This window comes from Amycolatopsis sp. NPDC039088, from assembly GCF_055598845.1.
This window is the reverse complement of record NZ_JBVKAE010000002.1, coordinates 52346-76557: the sequence shown is the minus strand read 5'-3', so window position 1 is coordinate 76557 and position 24212 is coordinate 52346. Positions and strand designations below refer to the sequence as shown.

The following is a 24212-nucleotide window of genomic DNA, read 5'->3' as shown; positions in this document are numbered from 1 at the left end:
GGGCATTGGGCCCGCCTCCGGTTTAGCACTGGAACCGTGAAGGAGGCGGAAAATGACCGCGACGATGGGCGGAAGGTTGCTCACCCCCGGCGAAGTGGCGGCCCTGTTCCGGGTCGACCCCAAGACCGTGACCCGCTGGGCGACCGCGGGCCGGATCGGCTCGATCCGCACTCCCGGCGGGCACCGCCGGTTCCGTGAGGCCGAAGTGAACGAGCTCCTCGCCGAGCTGACCACCGACGCCAGCGAACCCGCCCGCAAGGTCTGACCTCGCGTTTTACGCATAAAGGACTCCGGTGACGAAGGGCTCCAAACGGCCCTTCGTCACATTGGGGTATCCGTAGGTCCCCCCGTGCGCGGTAAAGAGGCTAGCCTCGTGGGACTGAGCAACGTCCTCCACGCGGAAAGGGACCGAGCATGATCTATCTGCTCGCGGCCATCGGAGCGCTCACCGTCGCCGTTGTCTTGTGGCGCGCGTTCGGGATCGAGCGTGTCGGGGTGCCCTCGTCGCGGCCGACGCTGGCCCCGGACGACGACCCGGACTTCCTGCGCAAGCTCGGTGAGCAACAGCGCAAGAGTAAAGACGAGGACAAAGAGTAGGACTTAAGGCTGGACCTGGCGGTACTGCTGGCCCCCGAAACCGTCGGCGACGGTGGCGGCCAGTTCCAGCAGCGCCAGCCGGGTGTCGGCGCCGAGCCGGTCCAGTTCGATCTCGGCGCCCTCTTCCAGGTGCGGGTCGAACGGGATCCGGCAGACCGACCGGACGCGTGCGCCGAAGTGCGCGGAGAGCTTGTCGAGATCGACGGAGCCACCCTTCGGACGCACCGAGTTGATCACCGCGACAGACCGTTTGACCAGGTCGCCGTAGCCGTGCGCCTCGAGCCAGTCGAGCGTCGCCGAAGCACTGCGCGCGCCGTCCACGGAGCCTGACGAGACCACCACCAGCGCGTCCGCGACGTCCAGGACGCCCTTCATCGCCGAGTGCATCAAACCGGTCCCGCAGTCGGTGAGCACGATGTTGTAGAAGTGCTCCAGCAGGTTGACCGTGCGCCGGTAGTCGTCCTCGGAGAACGCCTCCGAAACCGCCGGATCCTGTTCGCTGGCGAGGATCTCCAGCCGGCTTCCGCCCTGCGAGGTGTACGAGCGGACGTCGCTGTACCTGGTGATCTTGTCCGCGTCCCGCAGCAGATGCCGCACGGTCGCGGTGGTCTCGATCGGGATCTTCTGCGACAGCGTCCCGCGGTCCGGGTTGGCGTCGACGGCGACGACGCGGTCACCGCGCAGCGACGCGAAAGTCGAGCCCAGCGTGGTGGTCGTGGTGGTCTTGCCGACGCCGCCCTTGAGGCTCAGCATCGCGATCTTGTAGCACCCGCGCAGCGGCTGGTTGATCTGCGCGATCAGCTCGCGCTTGCGGGTGTCGGCCGGGCTCTCCCCAGGGTTGATGAGCTTGCCGGTGCCGACGTAGACGGCCTTGCGCCAGCCCGATTGCGGCTTGCGCTTCTGCGGCTTGACCAGGCTCGCGGTGGCGAGCTCGTCCGGGAGCGCGTGCCGCCCCTGCGGCTGCGGCAGCCCCGGCACGGCGGGCTGCTGGACCGGCTGCTGGGGCACGTACTGCTGCTGAGGCGGGTACTGGGCTTGTTGAGGCTGCTGCTGGGGTGGCTGCGGCTGCAACGGCGGCAGGTTCTGGTCGTACGGCTGCTGGTACTGCCCGTGCGAGGGCTGCGGCAGCGGCGGCTGCTGCTGGGCGGGCTGCGGCGCGTACTGCGCCTGCTGGGCCTGCTGCGGGTACTGAGGCTGGACGACCTGCGTCGGCTCGGCTTCGAAGCCGCTCGGGTTCGGATGCGGCGCCGAGTCCGTCCTGTCCTCGGAGAACAGCTCCGAGGGCTGGACGCTCTCGGTGGGTTCGGGGTGGCCAGGAGCCGATTCTTCGCTGGGTCCGGTCACCGCTGAATTCCTCCTCCGCGCACGTCTTCCCCCACTACCTCAAGTATCGACGGTAGTCGGCTCGTGTGCAGCGGCGTCGGTCAGCCCCCGGCGTAGGAGTGCAGACCGACCGTGACCAGGTTCACGAAGAACAGGTTGAACACCGTCGCCGAGAACCCGACGATGTTGATGATCGCCGCCCGCTTCCCGCGCCAGCCCGCGGTGGCGCGGGAGTGCAGGTACGCCGCGTAGACGACCCACGCGACGAACGCGACGGTCTCCTTCGGGTCCCAGCCCCAGAACCGGCCCCACGCCGCCTCGGCCCACACGGCGCCGCACAGCACGCCGAAGGTGAAGACCGGGAAGGCGAAGATGGTCGTGCGGTAGGCGATGCGGTCGAGGACGTCCGCGGTGGGCAGCTTGGGGCCGAACCGCGCGAACTTGGCCGGGTTCTCGTCGTGGGCGGCGCGGAAGAGGTAGAGCACGCTCGCGACGCCGGGCACCAGGAAGACGCCGGAACCGATGATGGCCGCGGAAACGTGGATGATCAGCCAGTACGACTGCAGGGCGGGCTGCACCGGCGCCGCCGTCGTGTACAGCATGGTGCCGTTGACGAACATCAGGATCACGACCGGCAGCAGCAGGAAGCCGGTGAGGTGGCGGACCGGGAACTTCCGCAGGATGACCAGCCAGGTGAGGACCGCGATGAAGGTCGTGGCCATGCCGTACTCGTACATGTTGCCCCACGGCGCGCGGTGCACGGCGAGCCCGCGCAGCACGATCGCGGACAGGTGCAGCAGCGCGGCGAGCACCAGCAGCGCGGCGCCCATGCGGCCGATGCGCTCGGGGCGGCCGACCTCGCGCGGAGGCTCCGCGGGGGTCACGGAGGTCACCGACGGACCGCCGGCGCCGACCAGTTCGCGGACGCGCTGCTTGCTGCGCTCCGCCGCCAGACGGCCCTTCGCGCCGAAACCCTGCTCGACGAGGGTGAACATCAACGCGAGGACGTAGATCGCCGTCGCGGTGGTGTAGGAGTAGTCGCTGTACTGGGACAGCGTCTCGTTGATCGGCATGACCTCTAGTTGCCTCTCTGCCCCTGGACCAGCTTGTCGCTGATCCGCTGGAACTCTTCGCCGTAGCCCGCCTGATCGGTGCGCGCCAGCCCGGCGACCTCGATCACGGTACCCGTCTCACCTTCGCGCGCCGGTGTCACCCGGACCCACACGCGACGCCGTTTGACCAGCAACGATCCCGCCAGTCCGAGCAGCATCGCGATCGCGCAGACCAGCACCCAGCCCTGCACGGGATCGTGCGAGACCTGGATCGCCACCCATTCCTGTACACCGTCGAAGCGGACCTTCGTGCCGTCGTCCAGCACGGTTTCCTGGCCCTGGTTCAGGTTCTGCCGGGTGAGCTTCTTGAGCCTGCCGTCCTCGACGAGCGACTGGTCGATCTGGAAGATCGACTGCCCTCGTCCGGCGTCGAGGCCGAGGTCGCCGCGATAGATGTCGACGGCGACGGCCGGTTTGTTCGCCTCGGGCCGCGACGACGTCAGCACGTTGCCGTGCATGAACGCGGTCGGGGCGAGCAGGCCGGTGATCGCGAGCTGCCGGGTGCGGCGTTCGACCGCGTCGGTGATGCCGGGCTGGTCGATCTTCGTGGCGCCTTCGGAGAGCTTCGTCGGCTCGTCGGCGGGACGCCACGGCGTGATGTTGGAGCGCACGGTGCCGTCCGGGAAGGTCACCGTGAACTTCGGGGAGTAGCCGAAGTTCAGCAGGTAGACGCGGTCGCCGGCGGTGCGCAGCGGCGAGTTGACCTCGAGTCCGTATGGCTTCCAAGCGCCGGTCTTCAGGTCTTCGCCGGACTGGTACTCCAGGTTGGAGTGGTAGTAGTTCGCCTGCCCGGCCTCGGTGTAGCGCGCTTCGAAGTCCTTCAGCCGGATGCAGAAGGCGTTGAGGTCGGTGCCGTCGACGCGCAAGCCGGCGTTGAAGGTGTCGTAGCCGAGGATGCCGGAGTTGCACCACGGGCTGTTGTCGGCCTGGACGATGACCTGGCCTTCGTAGCCGAAGAGCTTGCCGAGCGCGAAGAAGATGATCAGGCCGAGCATGCCGAAGTGGAAGACGAGGTTGCCGGTCTCGCGGAGGTATCCGCGTTCGGCGGAGATGCTTCGGCCGCCGTCGGCCTCTTCGCGCTCTACGCGGCGCCAGCCCTTGAGCAGTGCGTGAGTGTCCTTCATGACCGTCTCGGGGGGCCGGTCGGTCGTGGTGGACAGGTGATGCGGCATCCGCGAGAGCTTGCGCGGCGTGAGCACCGGCTTCGCGCGCATCGCCTTCGCGTATTCGAGGCTGCGCGGCGCGAGACAACCGATGAGCGAGACCATCAGCAGGATGTAGATCGCCGAGAACCAGACGCTGCCGTAGACCTCGAAGAACTGCGTACGGTCGAGCAGTTCGCCCCACCAGCCGTGCGCGGCGATGTACTCGTCGGTCTTGGCGGCGTTGAGGTTCCGCTGCGGCAGAAGCGCGCCGGGCATCGCGGCGAGCGCGAGGAGGAACAGCAGCACCAACGCGGTGCGCATCGACGTCAGACCACGCCAGGTGTTGCGAAGGAAGGCGAGGGCGCGCTTCAGCGGCGTCTGGCGGTATTCCTTCTTGGGCGGTGCTTCGGTGGTGGTCACAAGGGCAGCCTGAGGTCGGTTACGAGGGTGTTCCGCATCCAGCCGGTCATGTCGCCCCACAGTCCGGTCACCAGCAGGACGCCGACGATCAGCAGCACGGCGCCGCCGAAGACCTGCACCTGACGACCGTGGCGGCGCAGCCAGTCGGTGGCGCGGACGGCCCAGCGGGCACCGAACGCGATGAGCAGGAACGGCAGGCCGAGGCCGAGGCAGTAGACCAGGATCAGCACGTACCCGCGCGCCGCCGCCCCGCCGGTGGCGCTGGCCATGGAGATGACCGCGGACAGCGTCGGCCCGATGCACGGCGTCCAGCCGAGGCCGAACACCGCGCCGAGCACCGGCGCGCCCCACAGACCGCCGCGCGGCACGTGGTGCGAACGGAACTCGCGGCGCAGCCCGGGGATCCAGCCGAGGAAGACCAGCGCCATCGCGATCGTCAGCACGCCGCCGAGCCGCTGGAGGAGGTCCATGTTGATCTGGACGACGGCGGCGATCCACACCAGCGTCCCCAGCGTCACCACGAAGACGACGGTGAACCCGAGCACGAACAGCGCGGCCGCGCCGACGACGGCGTAACGGCCTTTCTTGCGCTCTTCATCGGCACTGACCGCGGGGGCGTCCGCGCCGACCAGCGCCGCCAGGTACGCGAGATACCCCGGCACCAGCGGGACGACGCACGGTGACGCGAAGGAGATCGCCCCGGCCAGCAGCGCGACACCCGCCGCGAGCAGCAGCGGCCCGGAGAGGGCCAGCTCGGTCACACCGTTCACGCAAAGGAGCGTAGGCAGTGTGGTCGAGGTGAAAGCGCCGGGGCGTCCCCAACGGGACCTACGTCGCACCCGGTCAGGACGTTGGTCCTACCCGCTTCGACGCGTTTCGTCCTCTAAATGCGGTCCTTGCGTGGGGCAACTACCGCATTTAGAGGACGAAATGCGGGCTACTTGGGAGAGTCGGGCGGGGTCAGCGGGATGGTCGGGAACGCGGGTGCGGTGACCTCGGGCTTGGGACGGCGGTCCCGGAACACCCAGCCACCGATCAGGCCGCCGAGGAAGCCGAAGAGGTGCGCCTGCCAGCTCACCAGCTCACCCTGCGGGAACAGGCCGGCGAACTGGTAGGCGAAACACAGCGCCATCACCAGGCCGATGACGATGTCGAGCTTGTGCCGATCGAAGATCCCGCGCACGAGCACGTACCCGAAGAAGCCCATCACCAGCCCGCTCGCGCCGAAGCCGATCAGGCCCGACGGCGTCAGGAACCAGGCGCCGAGGCCACTTGTCATGGCGATCAGCAGCGTGACACCCAGGAACTTCTTCACCCCGCGATACGCGGCGAGGAAGCCGAAGATGAACAGCGGGCCCGAATTGGCCTCGATGTGGTCCCAACCGGTGTGGACGAACGGTGCCCAGAGGATGGCGGGCAGCGTGCTGACGTCCCGCGCCCGTGCTCCGGTCTCGAAAACACCGTAGCCGTCCAGCGCGTTGAAGATCTGGACTGCCCAGATCACCACGAGCGCGCCGACCATCACCCCGAAGGCCTTCTTGGCCTCGGCGATCATCGCCTCGGCGTCCTGCTGCCCGGATCTGGGCACGTCTGAAGCAGTCGTCATTTCCTTCTCCCCAGTTCAGAGCCGCCGCGCGGCCCGAGATGAGGAGGATAACCAGACCGTCAGACAGGTTCGGCGACCAAGCGTTGAACGACGGGGAGCAGGTCCGACGCGAGCAGGTCCCGCAGGAAGACCGCCGCGACGCGGTGCTGTTTGTCCAGCACGATCGTCGACGGGATGATGTTGCGCGGATAGCCCGACAGCTGCAGCAACGTCCGCCCGGACGGGTCGTAGATCGACGGGTACGTCAGCTTCCGGTCCCGCATGAAGTCCTGCGCCGGCGCGCGGTCGTTGTCCCGCAGGTCGATGCCGACGACCTGGACACCGGACGCCTTGGTCTGGTCGTAGACCTTCTGCATCTCGGGCGCCTCGACGCGGCACGGCCCGCACCACTGGCCCCACAGGTTCAGCACGACGACCTTGCCGGGGAAGTCGGCGATCGAGAGCTGCTTGCCCTCGTTCATCAGGTCGTCGCCGGACAGCGTCGGCGACTGCTGACGGTCGGCGACGTCGTAGGTGATGTCGACCTTCCCGCCGGGCGAAACGAAGTTGAAGGAGCCGCCGGTGACGACGGCGTCCTTGCCGGTGGTGCAGCCCGAGACGACGAGCGCCAGCCCGACGACGGCCGCCAGGAACCGCTTCATGCCCCGGTCACCTTCGGATCGGTCGTGCCGGCGGGCTCGCTGTAGACGATCCGCACGAGCTCTTCACCCTCGAAGACCAGGCTGGTCAGCGACGCGAGCGAGCACTGCCGGTTGCGCGGGTCGTGCCAGAGCCGCTTGGCCTCCAGGAACCGCCGCACGGTCCAGATCGGCAGCTGGTGCGAGACGCACAGCGCCTCGTGTCCCTCGGCCGCCCGCCGCGCGCGGTGGATCGCGCCCAGCATGCGGTGCGCGATCTCGACGTACGGCTCACCCCAGGACGGCCGGAACGGGTTGACCAGCTTCGGCCAATGCTTCGGCTGACGCAGGGCGCCGTCGCCGACGGCGACCCGCTCGCCCTCGAACTGGTTGTCCGCCTCGATGAGCCGCTCGTCGGTGTCGACGTCGAGCCGGTGCGCGGCGGCGATCGGCGCGGCGGTCTCCTGCGCGCGCTGAAGCGGCGAAGCGACGACGTGGGTGATGTCGTGCGTCGCGACGGCTTCGGCGACCGTCAGCGCCTGGCGCTGACCACGGTCTGAGAGTTTGAATCCGGGCAGGCGGCCGTAGAGGATCTTGTCCGGGTTGTGCACCTCACCGTGGCGGAGCAGGTGCACGATCGTCGTCTCGCTCACGCCTGTACCGCCTCGGCCGCGGCACGAGCGGCCACGCGCAGCGCGGACTCGATGATCTCGAACTCGGCGTCACCCATGGCGGCGTTGACGAACCACGCCTCGTAAGCGCTCGGAGGCGCGTACACGCCGTTGTCGAGCAGGGCGTGGAAGAACGCCGGGAACCGCCAGGTCTCCGAGGCCTGCGCGCCCGGGTAGTTCGTCACCGGGCTGTCGCTGAAGAACACGCTGACCAGGTTGCCCGCGTACTGCACGGTGTGCGTGACACCGGCCTCGGTCAGCGACCGGTCGAACAGGTCGCCGAGCCGCTTCGCGTTGGTGTCGAGGGCCGCGTACACGGCGTCGTCGGCCGCGCGCAGCGTCGCGAGCCCGGCGGCGACGGCCACGGGGTTCCCCGAGAGCGTCCCGGCCTGGTACACGGGCCCGCCCGGGGCCAGCTTCGCCATTACGTCGGCGCGGCCGCCGAAGGCCGCGGCGGGCAGTCCGCCGGACATCACCTTGCCGAAGGTGTACAGGTCACCGGCGACGCCTTCGAGGCCGAACCAGCCCGCCTTCGAGACGCGGAACCCGGTCATCACCTCGTCCATGATCAGCAGCGCGCCGTGCTCGTGCGCGATCTCCTTGAGCCCGGCGTTGAAGCCCTCGACCGGGGCGACGGCGCCCATGTTGCCCGCGGCGGCTTCGGTGATGATCGCGGCGATCGAGTCCGGATTGTCCATAAAGGACTTACGAACCGCGTCGAGGTCGTTGTAGGGCAGGACGATCGTGTCGGCCGCCTGCGCTCCGGTGACCCCGGGTGAGGTCGGGAGACCCAGCGTCGCGACGCCCGAGCCCGCTTCGGCGAGGAGCGCGTCGACGTGGCCGTGGTAGCAGCCCGCGAACTTGATGATCTTCGCCCGGCCGGTGAATCCCCTGGCCAGCCGGATCGCGCTCATCGTCGCCTCGGTGCCGGAGTTGACCAGGCGGACCTGCTCGACCGGCGCGACCCGCGCGATGATCTCCTCGGCCAGTTCGACCTCACCGAGGGTCGGCGTGCCGAACGACAGTCCGTGGACGGCGGCTTCGCGCGCGGCGGAAACGACGGCCGGATGCGCGTGCCCGAGGATCATCGGCCCCCAGGAAGAGACCAGGTCGACGTAGCGGTTGTCGTCGGCGTCCCAGAGATACGGCCCCTCGCCGCGGACCATGAACCTCGGGGTCCCGCCGACGGAGTTGAAGGCCCGCACCGGGGAGTTCACCCCGCCCGGGACCACGGCCTTCGCTCGTTCGAACCATGCCTTGGACTGATCGACTCCGGTAGTCACCTCCCCAGTCTCGCAAATCCCCGAGGACAGCCGCCGCCGAGTCTCGCGGATACGGGCGCGGGGTGACCGGCCCCACTAGGGTGGGGACCACTCCCGCCGAAACCCTCGCGGAGGAATCCACGTGTCCACGGTGCCGCCACCGCCGACCCACCACCGTCGCCTGCGCTGGCAAGCACTGGCCGGATTCATCGCCATGTCGGCGATCGTGGGGGTGGTGGCCGCGCTGGCCGTGGCCACCCGGTCCGAGCTGAACAACGCGCTGACCCGCCCGTCGTGGGCACCGCCGGGCTGGCTCTACGGCCCGATGTGGTCGGCCTTGCTCCTCGTGGTCGCCTTCGCGGGCTGGTGCTACTGGCGGACCGATGGCGAAACGCGCGGCTTCGCCCTCTACGGCGTCTGCCTGCTGCTGACCCTGCTGTGGACGCCGCTGTTCTTCGCGGGCGGCGCCCACGTCCTGGCCCTGGCCGACGTCGTCGTCCTGGACTTCGTCGTACCCATCACGATGATGGAGTTCGCGCGCCGGTCGAAGCTCGCGGCGTCGCTGCTCGTGCCGTATCTGCTGTGGCTGCTGTTCTCGACCGCGGTCAACGCCGCGGTCGTCTGGCTCAACTGAGCCGGGCTCTCAGTTCTGGGGCTCCCTGGGCGCGCGGTGTCGCGTCTTCATCGCGAGCAGGAACTGGCGGATCGCGTCGACCACCAGGATCGCGGCCAGCACGCCCAGCCCGATGGCACCGGCGAGCGGGCCGCCGAAATACCGTTGCGATTCGAGCGTCGTCGATTCGCCGTAGGTGATCCGCACCGGGACGACACCGGCCTTCCAGCAGGCGAAGACGCCCCAGACCGCGAGCGCGGCGAGAATCAGTTCGGCGACCCCCACCAGAGCGCGCAGGGGTTTGTGCAGCCGGGCCGCTGGCCGGTCGTCCTCCGGCGGCCACAAGTCGGCCCCGGTCGGCTGGGGAAGGTCGATCACAGTGAGCAGCTTCTCATGACTCTGTGGTGCGAGCACGCACCAAACCCTCGAGAGCCTCGCGGAGGGCGTCGGGATCCTTCGCCCAGGCGCGGACGAAGACGCCGTCGTCGAGCTTCAACGGGACCTCGCCGTGCTTCTTGGGGATCGTCCAGCCGCCGCCGAGGACCCGTGACCCGACGGGGGCTTCCTCGTCTTCGAGTACCTCGGCGATCCGGGCCGCCGCCAGGGTCTCCCTGCCCTGCCGAAAGCCGTCGGCGGTGACTTCGAGCGAGAGGTAGCGGCGGCGCGCGTACACCCACGGCACGGTGATCAGCACCAGTCCCGCCGCGACCAGGATCCAGGCAGCCCAGTGCACCGGTCCGCCGGTCGCCAGTTCGGCGAGCAACCCGGCGAGGGCGAACAGCGGTGCCCAGAGCAACGCCGTCCAGCCGACGCCGGGTTCGCCGTAGAGGGACGGCTCGGGCGTCATGGCAGCTTGCGCCCGACCTTCGGGAAGAAGTCGGAAACGCTGGGCAGGTACATCAGGATCAGCGCGATCGCGGTCAGCAGCGTGGCCACCAGCAGGAACACGTTGAGCGTGCCGCGCAGGACGAACAGCTCCACCAGCACCAGGAAGACGGCGCCCACGGTCAGCACCGTCCTGGCCGAACGCGTTCCCTCGCGGGCCTTGTAGGCGAACAACGCGAACAGGACGGCGAAGGTGATCGCGCCGCCGAGCAGCATCCACAGCAGGGTGTTCACCCCGGAGGCGATCTGCGCGGGGTCGACCGGCTGGCCGGGGACCGGGTTGGCGGTGATCTGCTTGATGATCCCGTCGGTCAATTCCTGCTTCAACACCAGCAAGGCGATCTGACCGGCCACCAGCACGACGCCTGTGGCGATCCAGAGCCAGAAGGAGATGGTGATCGGCGTCGGCACGGTGATCGCCGGGGGCTTCTGCCCGGGAAGGAGCGGGTCGGGTGCCCTCCCCCGCTTGCGGCGCTCGTCGTCCGTTTCGTCGGCTGTGCTGTCGCTCACGCGAGGCAGCCTACGTGGTTCCGCAGGCCAGAGGGTTTCCGCCCGGGTAGCTTATGCGCGAATCGACACGACCACTGGGGATTTCGCGATGACCACACCGAACCATCCCGGCGGGCAGTGGCCGGGCCGGCAACCCTGGCCGCAGCAGGGCCACGGCTATCCGCAGCAGCAGCCGTACCCGGGCGGCTGGCCGCAGCAGCCACCGCCGCCCAAGCGGGGCAAGAAGTTCCTGTACTGGCTGATCCCGCTGGTCGTCGTGGTGGTCGCCGCGGCGGTGGTCGTCCCGATCGCGCTCACCGGTGACGACGACGGCGGTACTCCCGCCGCCGCTCCCCCGGCGTCCTCGGCCCCGCCCGCCGTGAAGACGGAGAAGTGGCGGCTGTCGGCCTACAAGAAGGACGTCCCCGAGTATCGCGACGGCCTCGCGTCGTGGATGGTCGACGACGCGATCGTCGTCGTTCGCGACAAGTACGTGGCCTCTTTCGCCAGGGCGAACGGCAAGCAGAACTGGCTCACCGAAGTCCCGGACGGCCAAAACCGGTTCTGCGGCGCCTCCGCCGCGCCGGCCGACGGGAAGATCGCGCTCGGCTTCGGGGACGAGAAGACCTGTGAGAACGCGACGGTGCTCGACCTGAAGAACGGCGAACTCGGCTGGAAGCAGCCGCTGAAGGTGCCCCAGAAACTGGCGGGGACCTCACCTCCCGAGGTCGCGGTGCTGCAGGTCGTCGGCGACGTCGTCTTCGTCGGCCAGGAGGAGGGCATCGCCGGGCTCGATCTGGCGACCGGCACCCAGAAATGGGCGAAGACGCTGATCCGCAAGGCGGACAACGAGGATCCGTGCTCGGCGGCCGACCTCGCGCCCAAGGACGGCAAAATCATCCTCGTGATGACCTGCCTCATCGGCGACTACGGGCTCAGCATGCTTTCGGTGGATCCGGCGACGGGGAACGTCGAACTCGAAGAGAGCCTGCCGAGAGCGACCCAGATGCTGGTCGGCATCGGGATTCTGTCGCTGAAGCCGCTCGTCGTGTACTCCTCCGACAGCACCAAAGGCATTTACCAGGTCTTCGACGACCAGCTGAAGGTCACTTCGACGATCGACGGCGGGACGTCCCACGAGCCCGACGGCCTCGCGGGCGCCGACGGCATGGGCTTCGGAGTGGACGCGTCGGGCACCGAACACAACGGCGGCCGCGCGGTCTTCACCGACGACACGATGTACACCGTCACCACCCCGCAGGCGAGCACCGTGAACGCGCTCGTCGCCGTGGATCTCAAGTCCGGGCAACGGAAATGGGAGGCGAAGATCCCCGAGGGCACCGTGATGACGCCGATGGCCGTCGAGGACGGTCAGGTGCTCACCGAAGTCGCGCCGGTCGACAGGAAGGGCCCGCAGCGGGTGGTGAAGGTCGCCGTCGGCGATGGCGCCGTGACGCCGTACGCGGAGGTCAAGATCAAGAACGACGATCGGGACGACTTCGGCCCGACGGCGGGGCACTACCGCTACTACTGGGCGGAGGACCGGGTTTACGCGGTGTCCGGCCGGTTCCCGAAGTACAGCCTGGACCTGTTCACCGTGGACAAGTAGTGCGTGTTTACCCACTGGTGTGGAGCTTGTGCGGGTGGCCGGCGTGGCCGGGTGGGACACGAGCTTGATCAACGGAAGATCGGGGACGTTGAGTGTCCCGGATCTTCCGTCGATCAAGGGCATCTCACGAGCCACTTACGAGGTCAGTCCAGCCAAGCGGCGGCTTCGGCGGCCCAGTAGGTGAGGATCATGTCCGCGCCGGCACGGCGGATCGACGTCAGCACCTCGAGAATCGTGCGCTCACGGTCGAGCCAGCCGTTCGCCGCGGCGGCCTCGACCATCGCGTACTCGCCCGAGATGTTGTACGCCGCGACGGGAACCGGCGACGCCTCGGCCGCCGCCCTGATGACGTCCAAATAGGACAGTGCGGGCTTGACCATGATCATGTCCGCGCCCTCGGCGATGTCCAGCTCGATCTCGCGCAGCGCTTCGCGCACGTTGCCGGGGTCCTGCTGGTAGGTCTTCCGGTCGCCCTTCAGCTGCGAATCGACGGCCTCGCGGAAGGGTCCGTAGAACGCGCTCGCGAACTTCGCCGAGTAGGCGAGGATGCCGGTGTCGGTGCGTCCGGCCCGGTCGAGGGCGGCGCGGATGACGCCGACCTGGCCGTCCATCATCCCGCTCGGCCCGAGCAGATGCGCACCCGCTTCCGCCTGCGCCAAGCCCATTTCCGCGTACACGCGCAGCGTCGCGTCGTTGTCGACCGCGCCGTCGGCGTCGAGGACGCCGCAGTGACCGTGGTCGGTGAACTCGTCGAGGCAGGTGTCGGCCATCAGGACCGTCGCGTCACCGAGTTCCGCCCTCAGGTCCCGCAGGGCGACGTTGAGGATGCCGTCCGGGTCGATCGCGCCGGAGCCTTCGGCGTCACGGGTCTTCGGGATGCCGAACAGCATCAGGCCGCCGACGCCGGCGTTGACCGCGTCGACGGCGGCCTTGCGCAGCGTGTCGCGGGTGTGCTGGACGACCCCGGGCATGCTCGAGATCGGGCGGGGCGTGTCGATGCCCTCGGCCACGAACATCGGGAGGATCAGCTGGCGTGGGCGCAGCGTCGTCTCACCGACCAGCCTGCGCATCGCCGGAGTGGTACGGAGCCTGCGGGGACGATGTTCGGGAAACACCCCATAGACGGTACTCCCGCCCGCTCGAGAAGCGGTCCGCAGGCGCGGTGAACGGCTCATTGGTCCAGCCGGGCGGACCTTCCCTAAGAAACGGTAAAGAGTCACCTTTGCCCGATTCGTACCCCGTGTGACGTGGGTTACCTTCCCAGTCATGTCGAGTTCAACGGTGACCGACCAACTGGAAGAACCGCCCGTCGGCTGGCGCGCCCGGCTGCGCCAGGTCGGACCGGGGATCATGGCCGCGGCGACCGGCGTCGGCGCGGGCGACCTCGTCGCGACGATGGTGGCGGGATCGCGCTTCGGGTACACGCTGCTGTGGGCGGTGCTCGTCGGGACGATCTTCAAACTCGCGCTGGCCGAGGCCGTCGGCCGCTGGCATCTGACGTCGGGCCGGACGATCCTGTCCGGCTGGCGGACGCTGGGGATCTGGGCGCTGATCTACTTCGGGATCTACGCGGTGATCTGGGGGTTCGTCTACGGCGCGACCGCGATGTCGGCGTCGGGGCTGCCGTTGAACGCGCTCTTCCCCGCGCTCTCGGTGCGGTACTGGGCGATGATCTGCGGCCTGCTCGGCTTCGCGCTGGTGTGGTTCGGGCGCTACGCGATCATCGAGAAGCTGATGACGGTGCTCACCGGCGTGATGTTCGTGACCGTGGTCGGGACCGCGATCCTCGTCATGCCGAACTTCACCGCCCTGTTCGAGGGCGCCGTCCCCACGCTGCCCGACGGCTCGCTCGTCTACGTCCTCGGTCTGGTCGGCGGCGTCGGCGGCACGATCACCATGGCGGCCTACGGTTACTGGACGCTCGCGAAGGGCTGGCGCTCGTCGAAGTGGCTGCCGATGATGCGGACCGACAACGCCGTCGGCTACCTCATGACCGGGATCTTCGTGATCGCGATGCTCATCGTGGGCGCGGAACTGCTGCTGGGCCAGAAGATCATCTCGGGTGACAAGGGCCTGCTGTTCCTCGGCGACACGCTCGCCGCGGATTACGGGCACTGGGCACGGATCCCGTTCCTCATCGGCTTTTTCGCGGTTTCGTTCACCTCGGTGATCGGGGTCTGGCACGGCGTGAGCCTGCTTTTCGCGGACTGGTGGCGCATTCTGCGGCTGCCCGCGAACACGACCGAAACCGTTGAGGCGTATGAGAAGAAGGCCGGCGAACGCAGTCGGGCGTACCGGGGTTACGTGCTGTGGCTGACTTTTCCGCCGATGGCGTTGCTGTTCCTCGATCAGCCTTTCCAGCTCACGGTGATCTACGGCGTGCTGGGCGCGCTGTTCATGCCGTTCCTGGCCGCGACCTTGCTGGTGCTGCTGAACACGTCGCGAGTGCCACGGGAAGGACGCTCGCGGTGGCTTTCCAACGGGCTTCTCGGGATCTGTCTCGCGATGTTCGCCTACCTCGCCTACACGGAGGTCGTGAAGTTCTTCAGCTGACCAGCTCGTGAGTGGCAAGTCCGTGAAGGCCTGAGGCCTTCACGGACTTGGCAACCACGAGGCGCTACAGCGGAATGGACTTCGTGTTGCAGCCCCCGCCGCCGCAGGCGGTCACGGTCAGCATGGTGGACGTGCTCGGCAAAGTGAGCACGAGCCGTTTCACCTCGTTGTCGGCGATGGCCTGGGTCACCGTGGACTGCGGGGACACGGCGAATCGTGCGGTGAGTTTCGAGGTGGGCGAACTGTCGGCGACGGTGACCGACACCCGGGTCTGGCCGCCTAAGTGCTCGATGCTGCCCCGCACGCTCTGCACCGCGCACCCGAGCGGAGTACAGACCTCGAACGGGACCGCCGCGGCGGAGGCGGTGCCCGCGAACCCGGCGAAACCGAGCGCCAGCACACTGAAAGCGGTACCTGCGTGAACAAGAGATTTCATGGTCACTCCCCAGCGATTGTCGGATCACCGAGGCTAAGCCGCACCGCTTGGCGCTCGCCAAGGTTTCGCTAACGAAGAAAACCCCCTTCCCGCATCAGGCGGAGAAGGGGGTTTTCGTCACGAAATCAGGAGCGGCGGGCCCGCTTCGCCTTACGCGGCGGCGGCAGCGCACCTTCGGCGCGGAGCCGGGCGGCGTGCTCGGCGAGCGCGTCCACCAGGTGCGGGACGTCGGCCTTCTCGGGCTGGACGTCGACCCGCAGCCCGAACTCCACGGCGGTTTCCGCGGTCTTCGGGCCGATGCACGCGACCAGCGTGCGGGTGTGCGGCTTGCCGGCGATGCCGACGAGGTTCCGCACGGTCGAGGACGAGGTGAAGCAGACCGCGTCGAAACCGCCGGTCTTGATCATCTCGCGGGTCTCGGCCGGCGGCGGCGCGGCACGCACGGTGCGGTACGCGGTCACGTCGTCGATCTCCCAACCGCGGTCGCGGAGGCCGGCCGACAGGGTCTCGGTGGCGATGTCCGCCCGCGGCAGCAGGACGCGGTCGACCGGGTCGAGGACGTCGTCGTACGGCGGGAACTCGGCCAGCAGGCCCTCCGAGGACTGCTCGCCCTCCGGGACCAGCTCCGGGATGATGCCGAAGGAACGCACCTTCGCGGCGGTCGATTCGCCGACGCAGGCGATCTTCACGCCGGAGAACGCGCGGGCGTCGAGGCCGAACTCCTCGAACTTCTCCCACACCGCGCGGACGGCGTTGGTCGAGGTGAAGACGATCCACTGGTAGCGGCCGTCGACGAGACCCTTGACCGAACGCTCCATCTGCGCGGGGCTGCGCGGCGGCTCGACCGAGATGGTCGGGACCTCGTGCGAGGTGGCGCCGTGGCCGCGAAGCCGCTCCGCCATCTCACCGGCCTGCTCCTTGGTGCGCGGCACCAGGACCTTCCAGCCGTACAGCGCGCGCGACTCCCACCACGACAGCTTCGAGCGCTGGCCGACGGCCTGGCCGATGGTCACGATCAGCGGGCCGACGAGCTCGCCTGCCTCGTTCGCGACGGTGGCCAGCGTGGTGTCCAGGGTGCGCTGGGTGTTGATGGTGCCGTTCGACGTGACGGCGACCGGCGTGGTCGCCGCCAGGCCGTGCTCGGTCAGCGCGGACGCGGCTTCGGCGAGGTGCGCCGAGGTCGCGTGCAGCACGATCGGGCCGGGGGTCGCGGCCAGCGCGGCCCAGTCGACGTCACCGCGGACGTCGACCTCGGTGTGCGTGCCACCGAGCGCGACACCGGCGTACGCCGGGACGGCGGCGCCGGGCGAGACGCCGGGGATGATGTCGAAGACGGCGCTGGTCCGGGAAACGGCCTGCACCTCGGCGACCACGGCGGGCTGGGTCAGCGGGTCACCGGCGATCAGCCGGAGCACCAGTCGTCCGGCCTTGGCCTCGTTCACCAGGTCCTTGGCGACCTCGGTGGCCTCGCCGACGGCGGGGCGCACTTCGGCGCCCTCCGCGGTGAAGGCCAGGACGCCCGAAGGGACGTCCGGGTCGGTCACCACGACCTCGGCCTTGGCGAGCAGCTCCTGAGCGCGGACGGTCAGCAGACCGGCGTCACCGGGGCCCGAGCCCACGAAGGCGACACGCCCGGTGGTCTTACGCGCGGGGGTCATCTGTGCGTTCTCCTCTTAGGCGGCCGCAATCGATCGCGGCCGTAACTGTCACTCTCAGCTCACTGGGCGGGGCCGGACAGCGCGCCGGCCCCCAGGTCGAGCAGCTCGGCGGCCACTGTCCGGCCAAGCTGTTCGGCTTCGTGCTTTTCGGCGAGCGCCGAAGCGCGCACCATGTCGACCGCTTCCCCGTCGGCTTCGACGGCGGCGGTGCCCCGCAACGAGATCCGCTCGACGACCCGTCCTTCGGCGTCCAGGTCCTCGACGATCTCCGCCAGCGCTCCGACCGGTGCGCTGCACCCGGCTTCCAGCGCCGCGAGCAACGCCCGTTCGGCGGTCGCCACGGCACGGGTGCCTTCATCGTCCACTGTGGATCCGAGCAGGTGCTCGATGTCCACGTCTCCGGCCCGGCACTCCACCGCCAGCGCACCCTGCGCGGGGGCGGGCAGCATCTGGATCGGGTCGAGGGTCTCGGTGATCTCCTCCGCCCGGCCGATCCTGGCCAGTCCGGCACGCGCCAGGACGACGGCGTCGAGCTCTCCGTCGGTCACCTTGCGCATGCGGGTGTCGATATTGCCTCGGATCGGCACGATTTCCAAACCGAGACCGAGCGCGCGCAGTTGCGCGGTGCGTCGCGGCGAGCCGGTACCGACGGTCGAACCGGGCGGAAGTTCGCCGAGAGTCAGCCCGTCACGGGCGATCAGCGCGTCACGCGGGTCCTCGCGGCGCGGCACGGCGGCGAGCACGATGCCCGGTTCCGGTTTCGTCGGCAGATCCTTGTACGAGTGCACGATGACGTCGACTTCCTCGCGCAGCAACGCTTCGCGCAACGCGGAAGTGAAGACGCCGACCCCGATCGTGGGGATCGGCGCGGACGACTTGTCGCCGGGGGTCGTCACGGTGACGAGCTCGACCTCGGCCCCGGTGGCGCGCAGGGCGTCGGCGATGGTGCCGGTCTGCGCGAGGGCGAGTTTGCTGCCGCGCGTCCCGATCCGGATGACTCTGCTCACTGATGATCACTGTCTTTCGTAGCGGTGGGACTCGCCACGGCGGCGGGCGCCTGCGGGTCGAGGCAGAACAGCTCGCGCAGCGCGTTGGCGTAGTCGGTGTCGGCCGTCTCGGCGGCCAGCTGCTTCACGCGCACCGTCGGCGCGTGCAGCAGCTTGTCGACCACCCGGCGGACCGTGCGGCCGACCTCCTCGCGGACCCCGGCTTCGAGGTCCGGCAGGCGGTTGTCCAGCCGCAGCAGTTCGGCGTCGACCACCTCGGCCGCCCGGCGCCGCAGCGCGGTCACCGTCGGGGTGACCTCGGCGCTGCGCTGTCCGGCGAGGTACTCGCGCACCTCGTCGAGCACGATGCCGGTGGCCTTCGCGGTCTGGCGTTCGGTGGTCGGGGTGCCTGCCTCACGCATGCGGCGCTGGATGGTCTCGAGGTCGACCACGGTGACGTCGGCCAGTTCGGCGACGTCGTGCTCGACATCGCGCGGGAGACCGAGGTCGCACACCACCAGCGGACGGCCGTCGCGGGCCGGGACGTGCTCGGCGGTGAAGACCGCGGCCTGCGCGCCGGTGCAGCAGACGACGACGTCCGCCTCGGCGACCGCGGCCGCGATTCCGCTCATCTGCACGGCCTTCGCGGGTACACCCTGCTCGACGCTCGAGGCGGCGAGCCGGGCCGCCCTGGCCTCGGTGCGGTTGGCGATGGTGATCTCGCCGATGCCGGACTTGCGCAGGTGGGACGCGGTCAGCGCGCCCATCGAACCGGCGCCGACGATCAGCGCGTGCTTGCCCTCGATGTCCCCGGCCGCGGCCAGCGCCTCGGAAACGACCGAGGCGCCCAGCTGGTCGAGACCGGTCTCGCTGTGGACCCGTTTGCCGACGCGCAGTGTGGTCTGGATCAGCTCGTGCAGGGTGCGGCCGACGGTGCCGGCGTCACGCGCGGTGGCGTACGAGGACCGGATCTGGCCGAGGATCTGCGTCTCGCCGACGACCATCGAATCCAGGCCCGAAGTGACCGAGAACAGATGCTCGATCGCCGCGCCCGCGTAGTGCACGTACAGCGAGTCGTAGAGGTCCGCGGGCTGCATCCCGGCCTGGCGGGCGAGGACGTCGGAAACGTCGTTCAGCCCGCCGTGGAAGGTCTCGACGACGGCGTAGACCTCGATGCGGTTGCAGGTGGAGACGAGTATCGCCTCACTGACGTGCTCGGCCTGCTGCAGTTCGTGGAGCACCTTGGTCACGTCGGTCGCGGGGACCGCGACGCGCTCCAGGGTGCTCAGCTCGGCACTGCGGTGCGAGAGCCCGACCGCCAACACGCTCATTTCAGCGCACCACCATTCCGTTGCCGTGGCCGTTCACGCTGCCATTCTCGGCCGTCGCGGGGCCGGCGTCCCCTCCACCGTTGCCATGAGCGGCCAGATCCGCGCGGCGGGCGACATGGAACGACAGGATCTGCAGCTCGACGGCGAGATCGACCTTGCGAACCTCGATATGCGGCGGCACCTGCAGCACCACCGGGGCGAAATTCAGGATGCACTGCACGCCACCTGCGACAAGACGGTCGCAGACCGACTGCGCGGCGGTGGGCGGAGTGGCGATGACGCCGATGGAGATCTGCCGTTCGGCGCAGACTTTGGGGATCTCGTCGAGATGCGAGACCGGGAGGCCGCCGACCGGCACGCCGACCAGGTCCGGGTCGAGGTCGAACAGCGCCTCGACCGGGAAACCGCGGCCGGGGAACCCGCCGTAGTTGGCCAGCGCGTGGCCGAGGTTACCGATGCCGACCACGGCGACCTTGTGCTTGCGGGTCAGGCCGAGGATGCGTTCGATCTGGCTGACCAGGACGCCGACCTCGTAGCCGACACCGCGGGTGCCGTAGGAACCGAGGTAGGAGAGGTCCTTGCGCAGTTTCGCGGAGTTGACGCCCGCTGCCTGCGAGAGTTCCTCGCTGGAGATCGTGGTCGCGCCCTGCTCGGCCAGTCCGGAGAGGACTCGCAGGTAGACGGCGAGACGGGCGACCGCGGCCTCGGGGATCGACTTCGCGCGGACCGCTTCCGGTTCGGCGGCGGCCTCGACGGCGGGCATCTCCGCGGTGGGCGCGTTGTCGGCGTCCGGTGTCACCCGGGTGCGCCGGCCTCGTTGCGACACCACGCTTGTCCGCTCCCTCTGGTCCTGCCGAGTACATGAGTCGCCCGAACCAGGAAATCGGCTCTTGACCCGAGGCACTGAGTCCGGTTCGATGCCGGGCGCCCATCGGCGGCGATGGCTCTACGGTAGCCACTTGTGAACGCAGGCACAAAGTCACTGGTAGGGAGGATGACGCACCCCACACCAGCGGTTCCTCGTGAAGCCCCTTCACGCGGCTCAGCCGCGATGCCGGGCACTTAAGCGGCGACGTCAGGAGTAGCCAGTGTCCATAAGGGACACTTTTCCAGACAAATGTGCCCGATTTGGGAGACTTGTGCGGTTTCGCGAGTGGGTCGTGAGTGATTTGGGTCGTTCTAACCCTCATTAGCACTCACGACCCCGCGCAGAACCGTACATAGCGACATCAATCGGACACTCAACCGACCGGCGGTGTCCCTTGTGGACACTGAAGGCCCGCCGGCATCCTGACAAAGCATCGCGACCTGCCCAAACTCGCCCGAACAGCTCCGCCGCCGACATGGAGTTCCTCACCCCACACCAGCGGTTCCGCGTGAAGCCCCCTTCACGCGGCTCAGCCGAGGGAAGGGGGCCTCCACGCGCGTCAACGCGCGTTGACCGACACCGTGTGCCAGCCGGTGGCGCCGTCCGGCACGGTTCCGGCGCGCGTTTCCGTCTGCGTGTAGCCCGACTGATCCGTCGCCCTGACGGCGATTCGATGGGGACCAGCGGCGATGTCGACCTCGGTCCACCACATGCGCCAGGTGTCCTTCGATGTCTCGGCCGACAGCACGGTCTCCCGCCACGGCCCCTGATCGACCCGGATCTCGACCTTCGCGACGCCGGTGTGCTGCGCCCACGCGATCCCGGACACGACGACCTTGCCCGCGTTCACCGCCGAACCGGGGGCATCGATCCGCGACTGCGTCTTCACCGGCCCTTCGCGGCCCCAGCCGCGGCCGAGCCAGTACGCCTCGCGCGCCTGCCAGGTGGTGATCTCCAGGTCGGTCACCCATTTCGTGGCGGACACGTAGCCGTACAGCCCGGGGATCACGATCCGCGCGGGGAAGCCGTGTTCGATCGGCAGCGGTTCACCGTCCATGCCGATGGCGAGCATCGCGCCCCGCTGAGCGTCCATGGCGGCTTCGACAGGAGTTCCGCAGGTCCAGCCGTCGACGCTGGTCGCGAACATCTGCTCGGCGCCGGGCTTCACCCCCGCCTCGTTCAGCAGGTCACGGAGGTCGACACCGATCCAGCGCGCGTTGGAGATGTACGGGCCGCCGACCTCGTTGGAAACGCAGCACAGCGTGACGTCACGTTCGATCAACGGCCGAGAGCGGATGTCGTCATACGTATAGGTGACTTCGCGGTCGACCATCCCGTGGATCCGCAGACGCCAGTCCTCGGTGCGGACCTGCGGCACGACGAGTGCCGTGTCGATCCGATAGAAATCCTTCGAAGGAGTGAGATACGGCGGGGTGCCGAACTTCACGAAGTCCGCGTCCGGCGGGATCGGCGGAGCGTTCCGGGCCGCGACGAGCCTGCCGACGGCGGCACGCGACTCGTCGGCGTTCTTCCGGGTCCCGACGAGCTGGCCGGTCAGCGCGGCGACACCGGCTCCGGCCGCGACGGAAGCCCCGGTGATCAGCACCTTCCGCCGGTCCGGCCCCTCGCCTTCGCGGTCGTCGAAGAACACCGGCGGCCGGAAGAACCGGTGCAGCCACGTGAAGACGGCGAGTCCGGCGACCGTCGCGGCCACCGGCGCCAGAAGGGAGATCTGCCCGAGGTCGGTGCGCACGAAGACCGCGGCGACGCCGGCCGCGCCGAGGACCCCGACGAGCACCTGGCCCGGCAGCGGCTTGCGTCGCGACAGCTGTCCGGTGAGCAGTGCGAACAGCACCAAGACGACGGCGAGACCGAACCTGAGGACGGGTTTGTCCCAGGTCTCCAGCGTCCGCTCGGCCCAGGCCACGACGGCGTGCGGGCTGTGGTCGATGACGAAGTTCGCCACGGCGATGAACGGCGAGGCCGTGTACCCGACGAAGCCCGCGACAAGATGCCCGACGCCGAGCGCGGCGGCCAGGGCGAGCAGCCCGGTCAGCGCGGCTTGCGGGAAGGTGAGCCTGCGTTCGTCGTCCACGACTCCATCTTCACCAGGGGCGAGGCCTGAGGTCGGCCGTTCGCCCTTACGAGTGTCTTACGCCAAGGCTTTGCGGAGCCTGTCCTCTTCGACCCGCCAGTAGCCGTGTTCGGCGTCGTCGATCAGGATCACCGGCACGCGGTCGCCGTATTCGGCCCGCCATTCCGGGTCGCTGTCGACGTCCTGCGCCGACCAGGCGACGCCGAGTTCGCCGCAGATCCGCTCGATGTCCTGTTCCGCGACCTCGCACAGGTGGCAGCCCGTCCGGGTCATGACGGTCACGTGGTGCGCCATGCGTCAATCCTTACCTGAGGCGCAAGCGCCGGAGTTTCCCGGTCGCCGAATGCGGCAGCGACTCGGCGAACTCGACGGTGTGCGGCACCTTGTACCCGGCCAGATGCTCCGCGCAGTGCTCGACGACCTGCTGTTCCGAAAGCGACGCTCCGGGCGCGGGGACAACGACCGCCTTCACGGCCTCGCCGGTGCGCTCGTCGACGACGCCGACCACACCGGCCTCGACGACCTCGTCCAGCATCGAGATCACGTTCTCGACCTCGTGCGGGTAGACGTTGAAGCCGTTGACGATGATCAGGTCGTTCGCCCGGTCCACCAGGTGCAGGTCGCCGTCGGTGTCGAGGTAGCCGACGTCGCCGGTGCGGAACCAGCCCTCCTCGTCGGGACCGTGCGCGCCGTCGGGCCAGTAGCCGGAGAACAGGTTCGCGCCGCGGATGGACACCAGCCCGGTGCCGCCGTCCTCGTCGAAGGTGTCGCCGAGGTCGTCGGGGTCGAGCGGGACGGGCGCCGCGTCGCCGTCGCTGTCGACCAGCCGGATCTCGATCCCGGGCAGTGGCCGCCCGACCGAGCCCGGCTTCGGGTAGCCGGTGACCAGCGTCGTGGTGACCACCGGCGCGCATTCGGTGAGGCCGTAGCCCTCGTAGACGTCCAGGCCGGTGGCGCCGCGGATCGAGGCGAGGATCCGGGGGTGCAGCGGTGCCGCCCCCGAGGTCATCCGCCGGATGCTGGAGAGCCCCGCACCCAGCTCTTCCGGGTCCATCGCGGCGAACTCGGCGTACATCGCGGGCACGCCGGCGATCGAGGTCACGCGGTATTCGGCGCAGTCGGAGAGGGTTCGCTCGGCGAGGAAACGCTCGGAAAGGATCGCCGTCGCGCCGACCGACGTGGTCTGCAGCAGCCCCGGACCGAGGCCGTAGACGTGGAACAGCGGGATGGTGATGAGCACGCGGTCGCCGTGCACGAGCGGCGTCGGGACGATCCGGCTCAGCTGGTCCAGGTTCGCCAGCAGTGCCCGGTGCGACAGCATCACGCCGCGCGGCGGGCCGGTCGTTCCGGAGGTGTACGAAATGACGGCTATGTCCTCACCGGCCCCGGCCGCGTCGACCGGCTCGGCTACTCCATCCGAGGTAACCGGCGGTGAGAGGCTTGTCACCCCCTCGAGGAGTTCCTCGGTCGCTTCGCGCTCCAGGAGGAGCCGCGCGCCACTGTGCTCCAGCAACCCGTTCAGCTCCGCCACCGGAGCCTGCGGCGAGATCGGGACGACGGTCGCGCCGGCCCGCAGCGCCCCGAAGAGCGAGACGGCGAACGCGGCCGAAGTCGGCAGCCGCAGCGCCACCCTGTCGCCGCGGTCGATTCCCGCGTCGAGCAGGGCACGGGCCAGCATGTGGGCGGCGTTGTCGAGTTCCGCCCAAGTCAGCTTGACCCCGCCGCCGGTCTCCTGGACGGCCGTCTTGCCTGGCCACTGCCGGGCGGCCTCGGCGAGCAAAGTGGGCACGCTTCCTTCGGCAACCTGCTCCGCGCTCAACTGCGAACCTCTTCCCTCGGTGAACGGCGTTGCCAGTTTGTCATCTCGGCCACCGTCATGGGGGTCACTCGGTTTCGTCGCAGTTCCGTAACCCCGGCACCGCTACCTACTTCGCGG

General features: G+C 69.0%; 25 protein-coding genes. 5 read left to right on the top strand and 20 right to left on the bottom strand.

Features of this window, described 5'->3' with window-relative positions; translation table 11 throughout:
• Positions 1-52 precede the first annotated feature (52 nt).
• Together ACZ7KI_RS02685 and ACZ7KI_RS02680 are read left to right on the top strand one after the other, a co-directional pair.
• Complete coding sequence (locus ACZ7KI_RS02685) at positions 53-265, top strand: BldC family transcriptional regulator (protein WP_005151795.1); 213 nt, start codon at positions 53-55, stop codon at positions 263-265.
• A gap of 149 nt (positions 266-414) precedes the next feature.
• Entirely contained in the window at positions 415-597 is a 183-nt protein-coding gene (locus tag ACZ7KI_RS02680; RefSeq protein WP_465500683.1) for a hypothetical protein, read from the top strand.
• A 3-nt stretch (positions 598-600) separates the two neighbouring features.
• Here the strand turns inward: ACZ7KI_RS02680 and ACZ7KI_RS02675 are convergent, their stop codons facing one another.
• The 8 genes from ACZ7KI_RS02675 to hemL form a co-directional block, all read right to left on the bottom strand.
• The gene (locus ACZ7KI_RS02675; RefSeq protein WP_470271513.1) at positions 601-1941 is read right to left on the bottom strand and encodes a MinD/ParA family ATP-binding protein; all 1341 of its coding nucleotides are present in this window, start codon (positions 1939-1941) and stop codon (positions 601-603) included.
• An 80-nt stretch (positions 1942-2021) separates the two neighbouring features.
• Positions 2022-2993, bottom strand: coding sequence for a c-type cytochrome biogenesis protein CcsB (gene ccsB / locus ACZ7KI_RS02670; RefSeq protein ID WP_470271512.1), 972 nt, complete (start codon positions 2991-2993; stop codon positions 2022-2024).
• Positions 2994-2998: 5 nt separating this feature from the next.
• Complete coding sequence (gene resB, locus ACZ7KI_RS02665; protein WP_470271511.1) at positions 2999-4597, bottom strand: cytochrome c biogenesis protein ResB; 1599 nt, start codon at positions 4595-4597, stop codon at positions 2999-3001.
• Complete coding sequence (locus ACZ7KI_RS02660; protein WP_465500679.1) at positions 4594-5367, bottom strand: cytochrome c biogenesis CcdA family protein; 774 nt, start codon at positions 5365-5367, stop codon at positions 4594-4596. Before ACZ7KI_RS02660 ends, resB begins: the two co-directional genes overlap by 4 nt.
• A gap of 167 nt (positions 5368-5534) precedes the next feature.
• Positions 5535-6203, bottom strand: a complete 669-nt coding sequence (locus ACZ7KI_RS02655; RefSeq protein ID WP_470271510.1) for a rhomboid family intramembrane serine protease — start codon at positions 6201-6203, stop codon at positions 5535-5537.
• A 59-nt stretch (positions 6204-6262) separates the two neighbouring features.
• Entirely contained in the window at positions 6263-6844 is a 582-nt protein-coding gene (locus tag ACZ7KI_RS02650; protein WP_470271509.1) for a TlpA family protein disulfide reductase, read from the bottom strand.
• Positions 6841-7473 carry a histidine phosphatase family protein gene (locus ACZ7KI_RS02645; RefSeq protein WP_470271508.1) on the bottom strand — a complete coding sequence of 211 codons (633 nt, stop codon included), beginning with the start codon at positions 7471-7473 and terminating at the stop codon, positions 6841-6843. Before ACZ7KI_RS02645 ends, ACZ7KI_RS02650 begins: the two co-directional genes overlap by 4 nt.
• Positions 7470-8774, bottom strand: coding sequence for a glutamate-1-semialdehyde 2,1-aminomutase (gene hemL, locus ACZ7KI_RS02640; RefSeq protein WP_470271507.1), 1305 nt, complete (start codon positions 8772-8774; stop codon positions 7470-7472). Before hemL ends, ACZ7KI_RS02645 begins: the two co-directional genes overlap by 4 nt.
• A 121-nt stretch (positions 8775-8895) precedes the next feature.
• On the opposite strand from hemL, the gene ACZ7KI_RS02635 reads away from it, so the two are divergent.
• The gene (locus tag ACZ7KI_RS02635) at positions 8896-9387 is read left to right on the top strand and encodes a TspO/MBR family protein (protein ID WP_470271506.1); all 492 of its coding nucleotides are present in this window, start codon (positions 8896-8898) and stop codon (positions 9385-9387) included.
• Positions 9388-9396: 9 nt separating this feature from the next.
• Here ACZ7KI_RS02635 and ACZ7KI_RS02630 read toward each other — a convergent pair whose 3' ends face one another.
• From ACZ7KI_RS02630 to ACZ7KI_RS02620, 3 genes are read right to left on the bottom strand one after another with little or no spacing between them, the layout of a single operon-like run.
• Positions 9397-9780: a hypothetical protein gene (locus ACZ7KI_RS02630; RefSeq protein WP_470271505.1), complete on the bottom strand. Its 384-nt coding sequence runs from the start codon at positions 9778-9780 to the stop codon at positions 9397-9399.
• Positions 9758-10213, bottom strand: coding sequence for a hypothetical protein (locus ACZ7KI_RS02625; protein WP_470271504.1), 456 nt, complete (start codon positions 10211-10213; stop codon positions 9758-9760). Before ACZ7KI_RS02625 ends, ACZ7KI_RS02630 begins: the two co-directional genes overlap by 23 nt.
• Entirely contained in the window at positions 10210-10761 is a 552-nt protein-coding gene (locus ACZ7KI_RS02620; protein ID WP_470271503.1) for a hypothetical protein, read from the bottom strand. Before ACZ7KI_RS02620 ends, ACZ7KI_RS02625 begins: the two co-directional genes overlap by 4 nt.
• Positions 10762-10849: 88 nt before the next feature.
• Here ACZ7KI_RS02620 and ACZ7KI_RS02615 point away from each other — a divergent pair, with 88 nt between their 5' ends.
• Positions 10850-12349, top strand: coding sequence for an outer membrane protein assembly factor BamB family protein (locus ACZ7KI_RS02615; RefSeq protein WP_470271502.1), 1500 nt, complete (start codon positions 10850-10852; stop codon positions 12347-12349).
• A gap of 143 nt (positions 12350-12492) precedes the next feature.
• Here the strand turns inward: ACZ7KI_RS02615 and hemB are convergent, their stop codons facing one another.
• Positions 12493-13464, bottom strand: a complete 972-nt coding sequence (gene hemB, locus ACZ7KI_RS02610; protein WP_470222601.1) for a porphobilinogen synthase — start codon at positions 13462-13464, stop codon at positions 12493-12495.
• A gap of 151 nt (positions 13465-13615) precedes the next feature.
• On the opposite strand from hemB, the gene ACZ7KI_RS02605 reads away from it, so the two are divergent.
• Positions 13616-14902 carry an Nramp family divalent metal transporter gene (locus ACZ7KI_RS02605; protein ID WP_470271501.1) on the top strand — a complete coding sequence of 429 codons (1287 nt, stop codon included), beginning with the start codon at positions 13616-13618 and terminating at the stop codon, positions 14900-14902.
• A gap of 64 nt (positions 14903-14966) precedes the next feature.
• On the opposite strand, the gene ACZ7KI_RS02600 is transcribed toward ACZ7KI_RS02605, so the two are convergent.
• From ACZ7KI_RS02600 to ACZ7KI_RS02565, 8 genes are all read right to left on the bottom strand, one after another.
• Entirely contained in the window at positions 14967-15338 is a 372-nt protein-coding gene (locus tag ACZ7KI_RS02600) for a hypothetical protein (protein ID WP_470271500.1), read from the bottom strand.
• Positions 15339-15463: 125 nt separating this feature from the next.
• Positions 15464-16996 (bottom strand): bifunctional uroporphyrinogen-III C-methyltransferase/uroporphyrinogen-III synthase, encoded by a 1533-nt coding sequence (locus ACZ7KI_RS02595; protein WP_470271499.1) that lies wholly within the window; start codon positions 16994-16996, stop codon positions 15464-15466.
• 59 nt (positions 16997-17055) lie between these two features.
• Positions 17056-18003, bottom strand: a complete 948-nt coding sequence (gene hemC / locus ACZ7KI_RS02590; RefSeq protein WP_470271498.1) for a hydroxymethylbilane synthase — start codon at positions 18001-18003, stop codon at positions 17056-17058.
• A complete protein-coding gene (locus ACZ7KI_RS02585) occupies positions 18000-19313 on the bottom strand; it encodes a glutamyl-tRNA reductase (protein WP_470271497.1) in 1314 nt (437 codons plus the stop codon). The genes hemC and ACZ7KI_RS02585 overlap by 4 nt, the downstream gene beginning before the upstream one ends.
• 1 nt (position 19314) lies before the next feature.
• Positions 19315-20142 (bottom strand): redox-sensing transcriptional repressor Rex, encoded by an 828-nt coding sequence (locus ACZ7KI_RS02580; protein ID WP_470271496.1) that lies wholly within the window; start codon positions 20140-20142, stop codon positions 19315-19317.
• A gap of 598 nt (positions 20143-20740) precedes the next feature.
• Entirely contained in the window at positions 20741-22276 is a 1536-nt protein-coding gene (locus ACZ7KI_RS02575) for a molybdopterin-dependent oxidoreductase (protein WP_470271495.1), read from the bottom strand.
• A gap of 57 nt (positions 22277-22333) precedes the next feature.
• On the bottom strand, positions 22334-22570 hold the full coding sequence (locus ACZ7KI_RS02570; RefSeq protein WP_005151738.1) for a glutaredoxin family protein: 237 nt from the start codon (positions 22568-22570) through the stop codon (positions 22334-22336).
• A 10-nt stretch (positions 22571-22580) separates the two neighbouring features.
• Positions 22581-24065 (bottom strand): AMP-binding protein, encoded by a 1485-nt coding sequence (locus tag ACZ7KI_RS02565; RefSeq protein ID WP_470271494.1) that lies wholly within the window; start codon positions 24063-24065, stop codon positions 22581-22583.
• Positions 24066-24212: the final 147 nt, after the last annotated feature.

Bases quoted from the DNA above. Each gene is read 5' to 3' on its own strand.
- ACZ7KI_RS02685 (WP_005151795.1), top strand. From the start codon at position 53: ATGACCGCGACGATGGGCGGAAGGTTGCTCACCCCCGGCGAAGTGGCG.
- ACZ7KI_RS02680 (WP_465500683.1), top strand. From the start codon at position 415: ATGATCTATCTGCTCGCGGCCATCGGAGCGCTCACCGTCGCCGTTGTC.
- ccsB (WP_470271512.1), bottom strand. From the start codon at position 2,993: ATGCCGATCAACGAGACGCTGTCCCAGTACAGCGACTACTCCTACACC.
- ACZ7KI_RS02655 (WP_470271510.1), bottom strand. From the start codon at position 6,203: ATGACGACTGCTTCAGACGTGCCCAGATCCGGGCAGCAGGACGCCGAG.
- ACZ7KI_RS02650 (WP_470271509.1), bottom strand. From the start codon at position 6,844: ATGAAGCGGTTCCTGGCGGCCGTCGTCGGGCTGGCGCTCGTCGTCTCG.
- ACZ7KI_RS02625 (WP_470271504.1), bottom strand. From the start codon at position 10,213: ATGACGCCCGAGCCGTCCCTCTACGGCGAACCCGGCGTCGGCTGGACG.
- ACZ7KI_RS02615 (WP_470271502.1), top strand. From the start codon at position 10,850: ATGACCACACCGAACCATCCCGGCGGGCAGTGGCCGGGCCGGCAACCC.
- ACZ7KI_RS02605 (WP_470271501.1), top strand. From the start codon at position 13,616: ATGTCGAGTTCAACGGTGACCGACCAACTGGAAGAACCGCCCGTCGGC.
- ACZ7KI_RS02600 (WP_470271500.1), bottom strand. From the start codon at position 15,338: ATGAAATCTCTTGTTCACGCAGGTACCGCTTTCAGTGTGCTGGCGCTC.
- ACZ7KI_RS02595 (WP_470271499.1), bottom strand. From the start codon at position 16,996: ATGACCCCCGCGCGTAAGACCACCGGGCGTGTCGCCTTCGTGGGCTCG.
- ACZ7KI_RS02585 (WP_470271497.1), bottom strand. From the start codon at position 19,313: ATGAGCGTGTTGGCGGTCGGGCTCTCGCACCGCAGTGCCGAGCTGAGC.
- ACZ7KI_RS02570 (WP_005151738.1), bottom strand. From the start codon at position 22,570: ATGGCGCACCACGTGACCGTCATGACCCGGACGGGCTGCCACCTGTGC.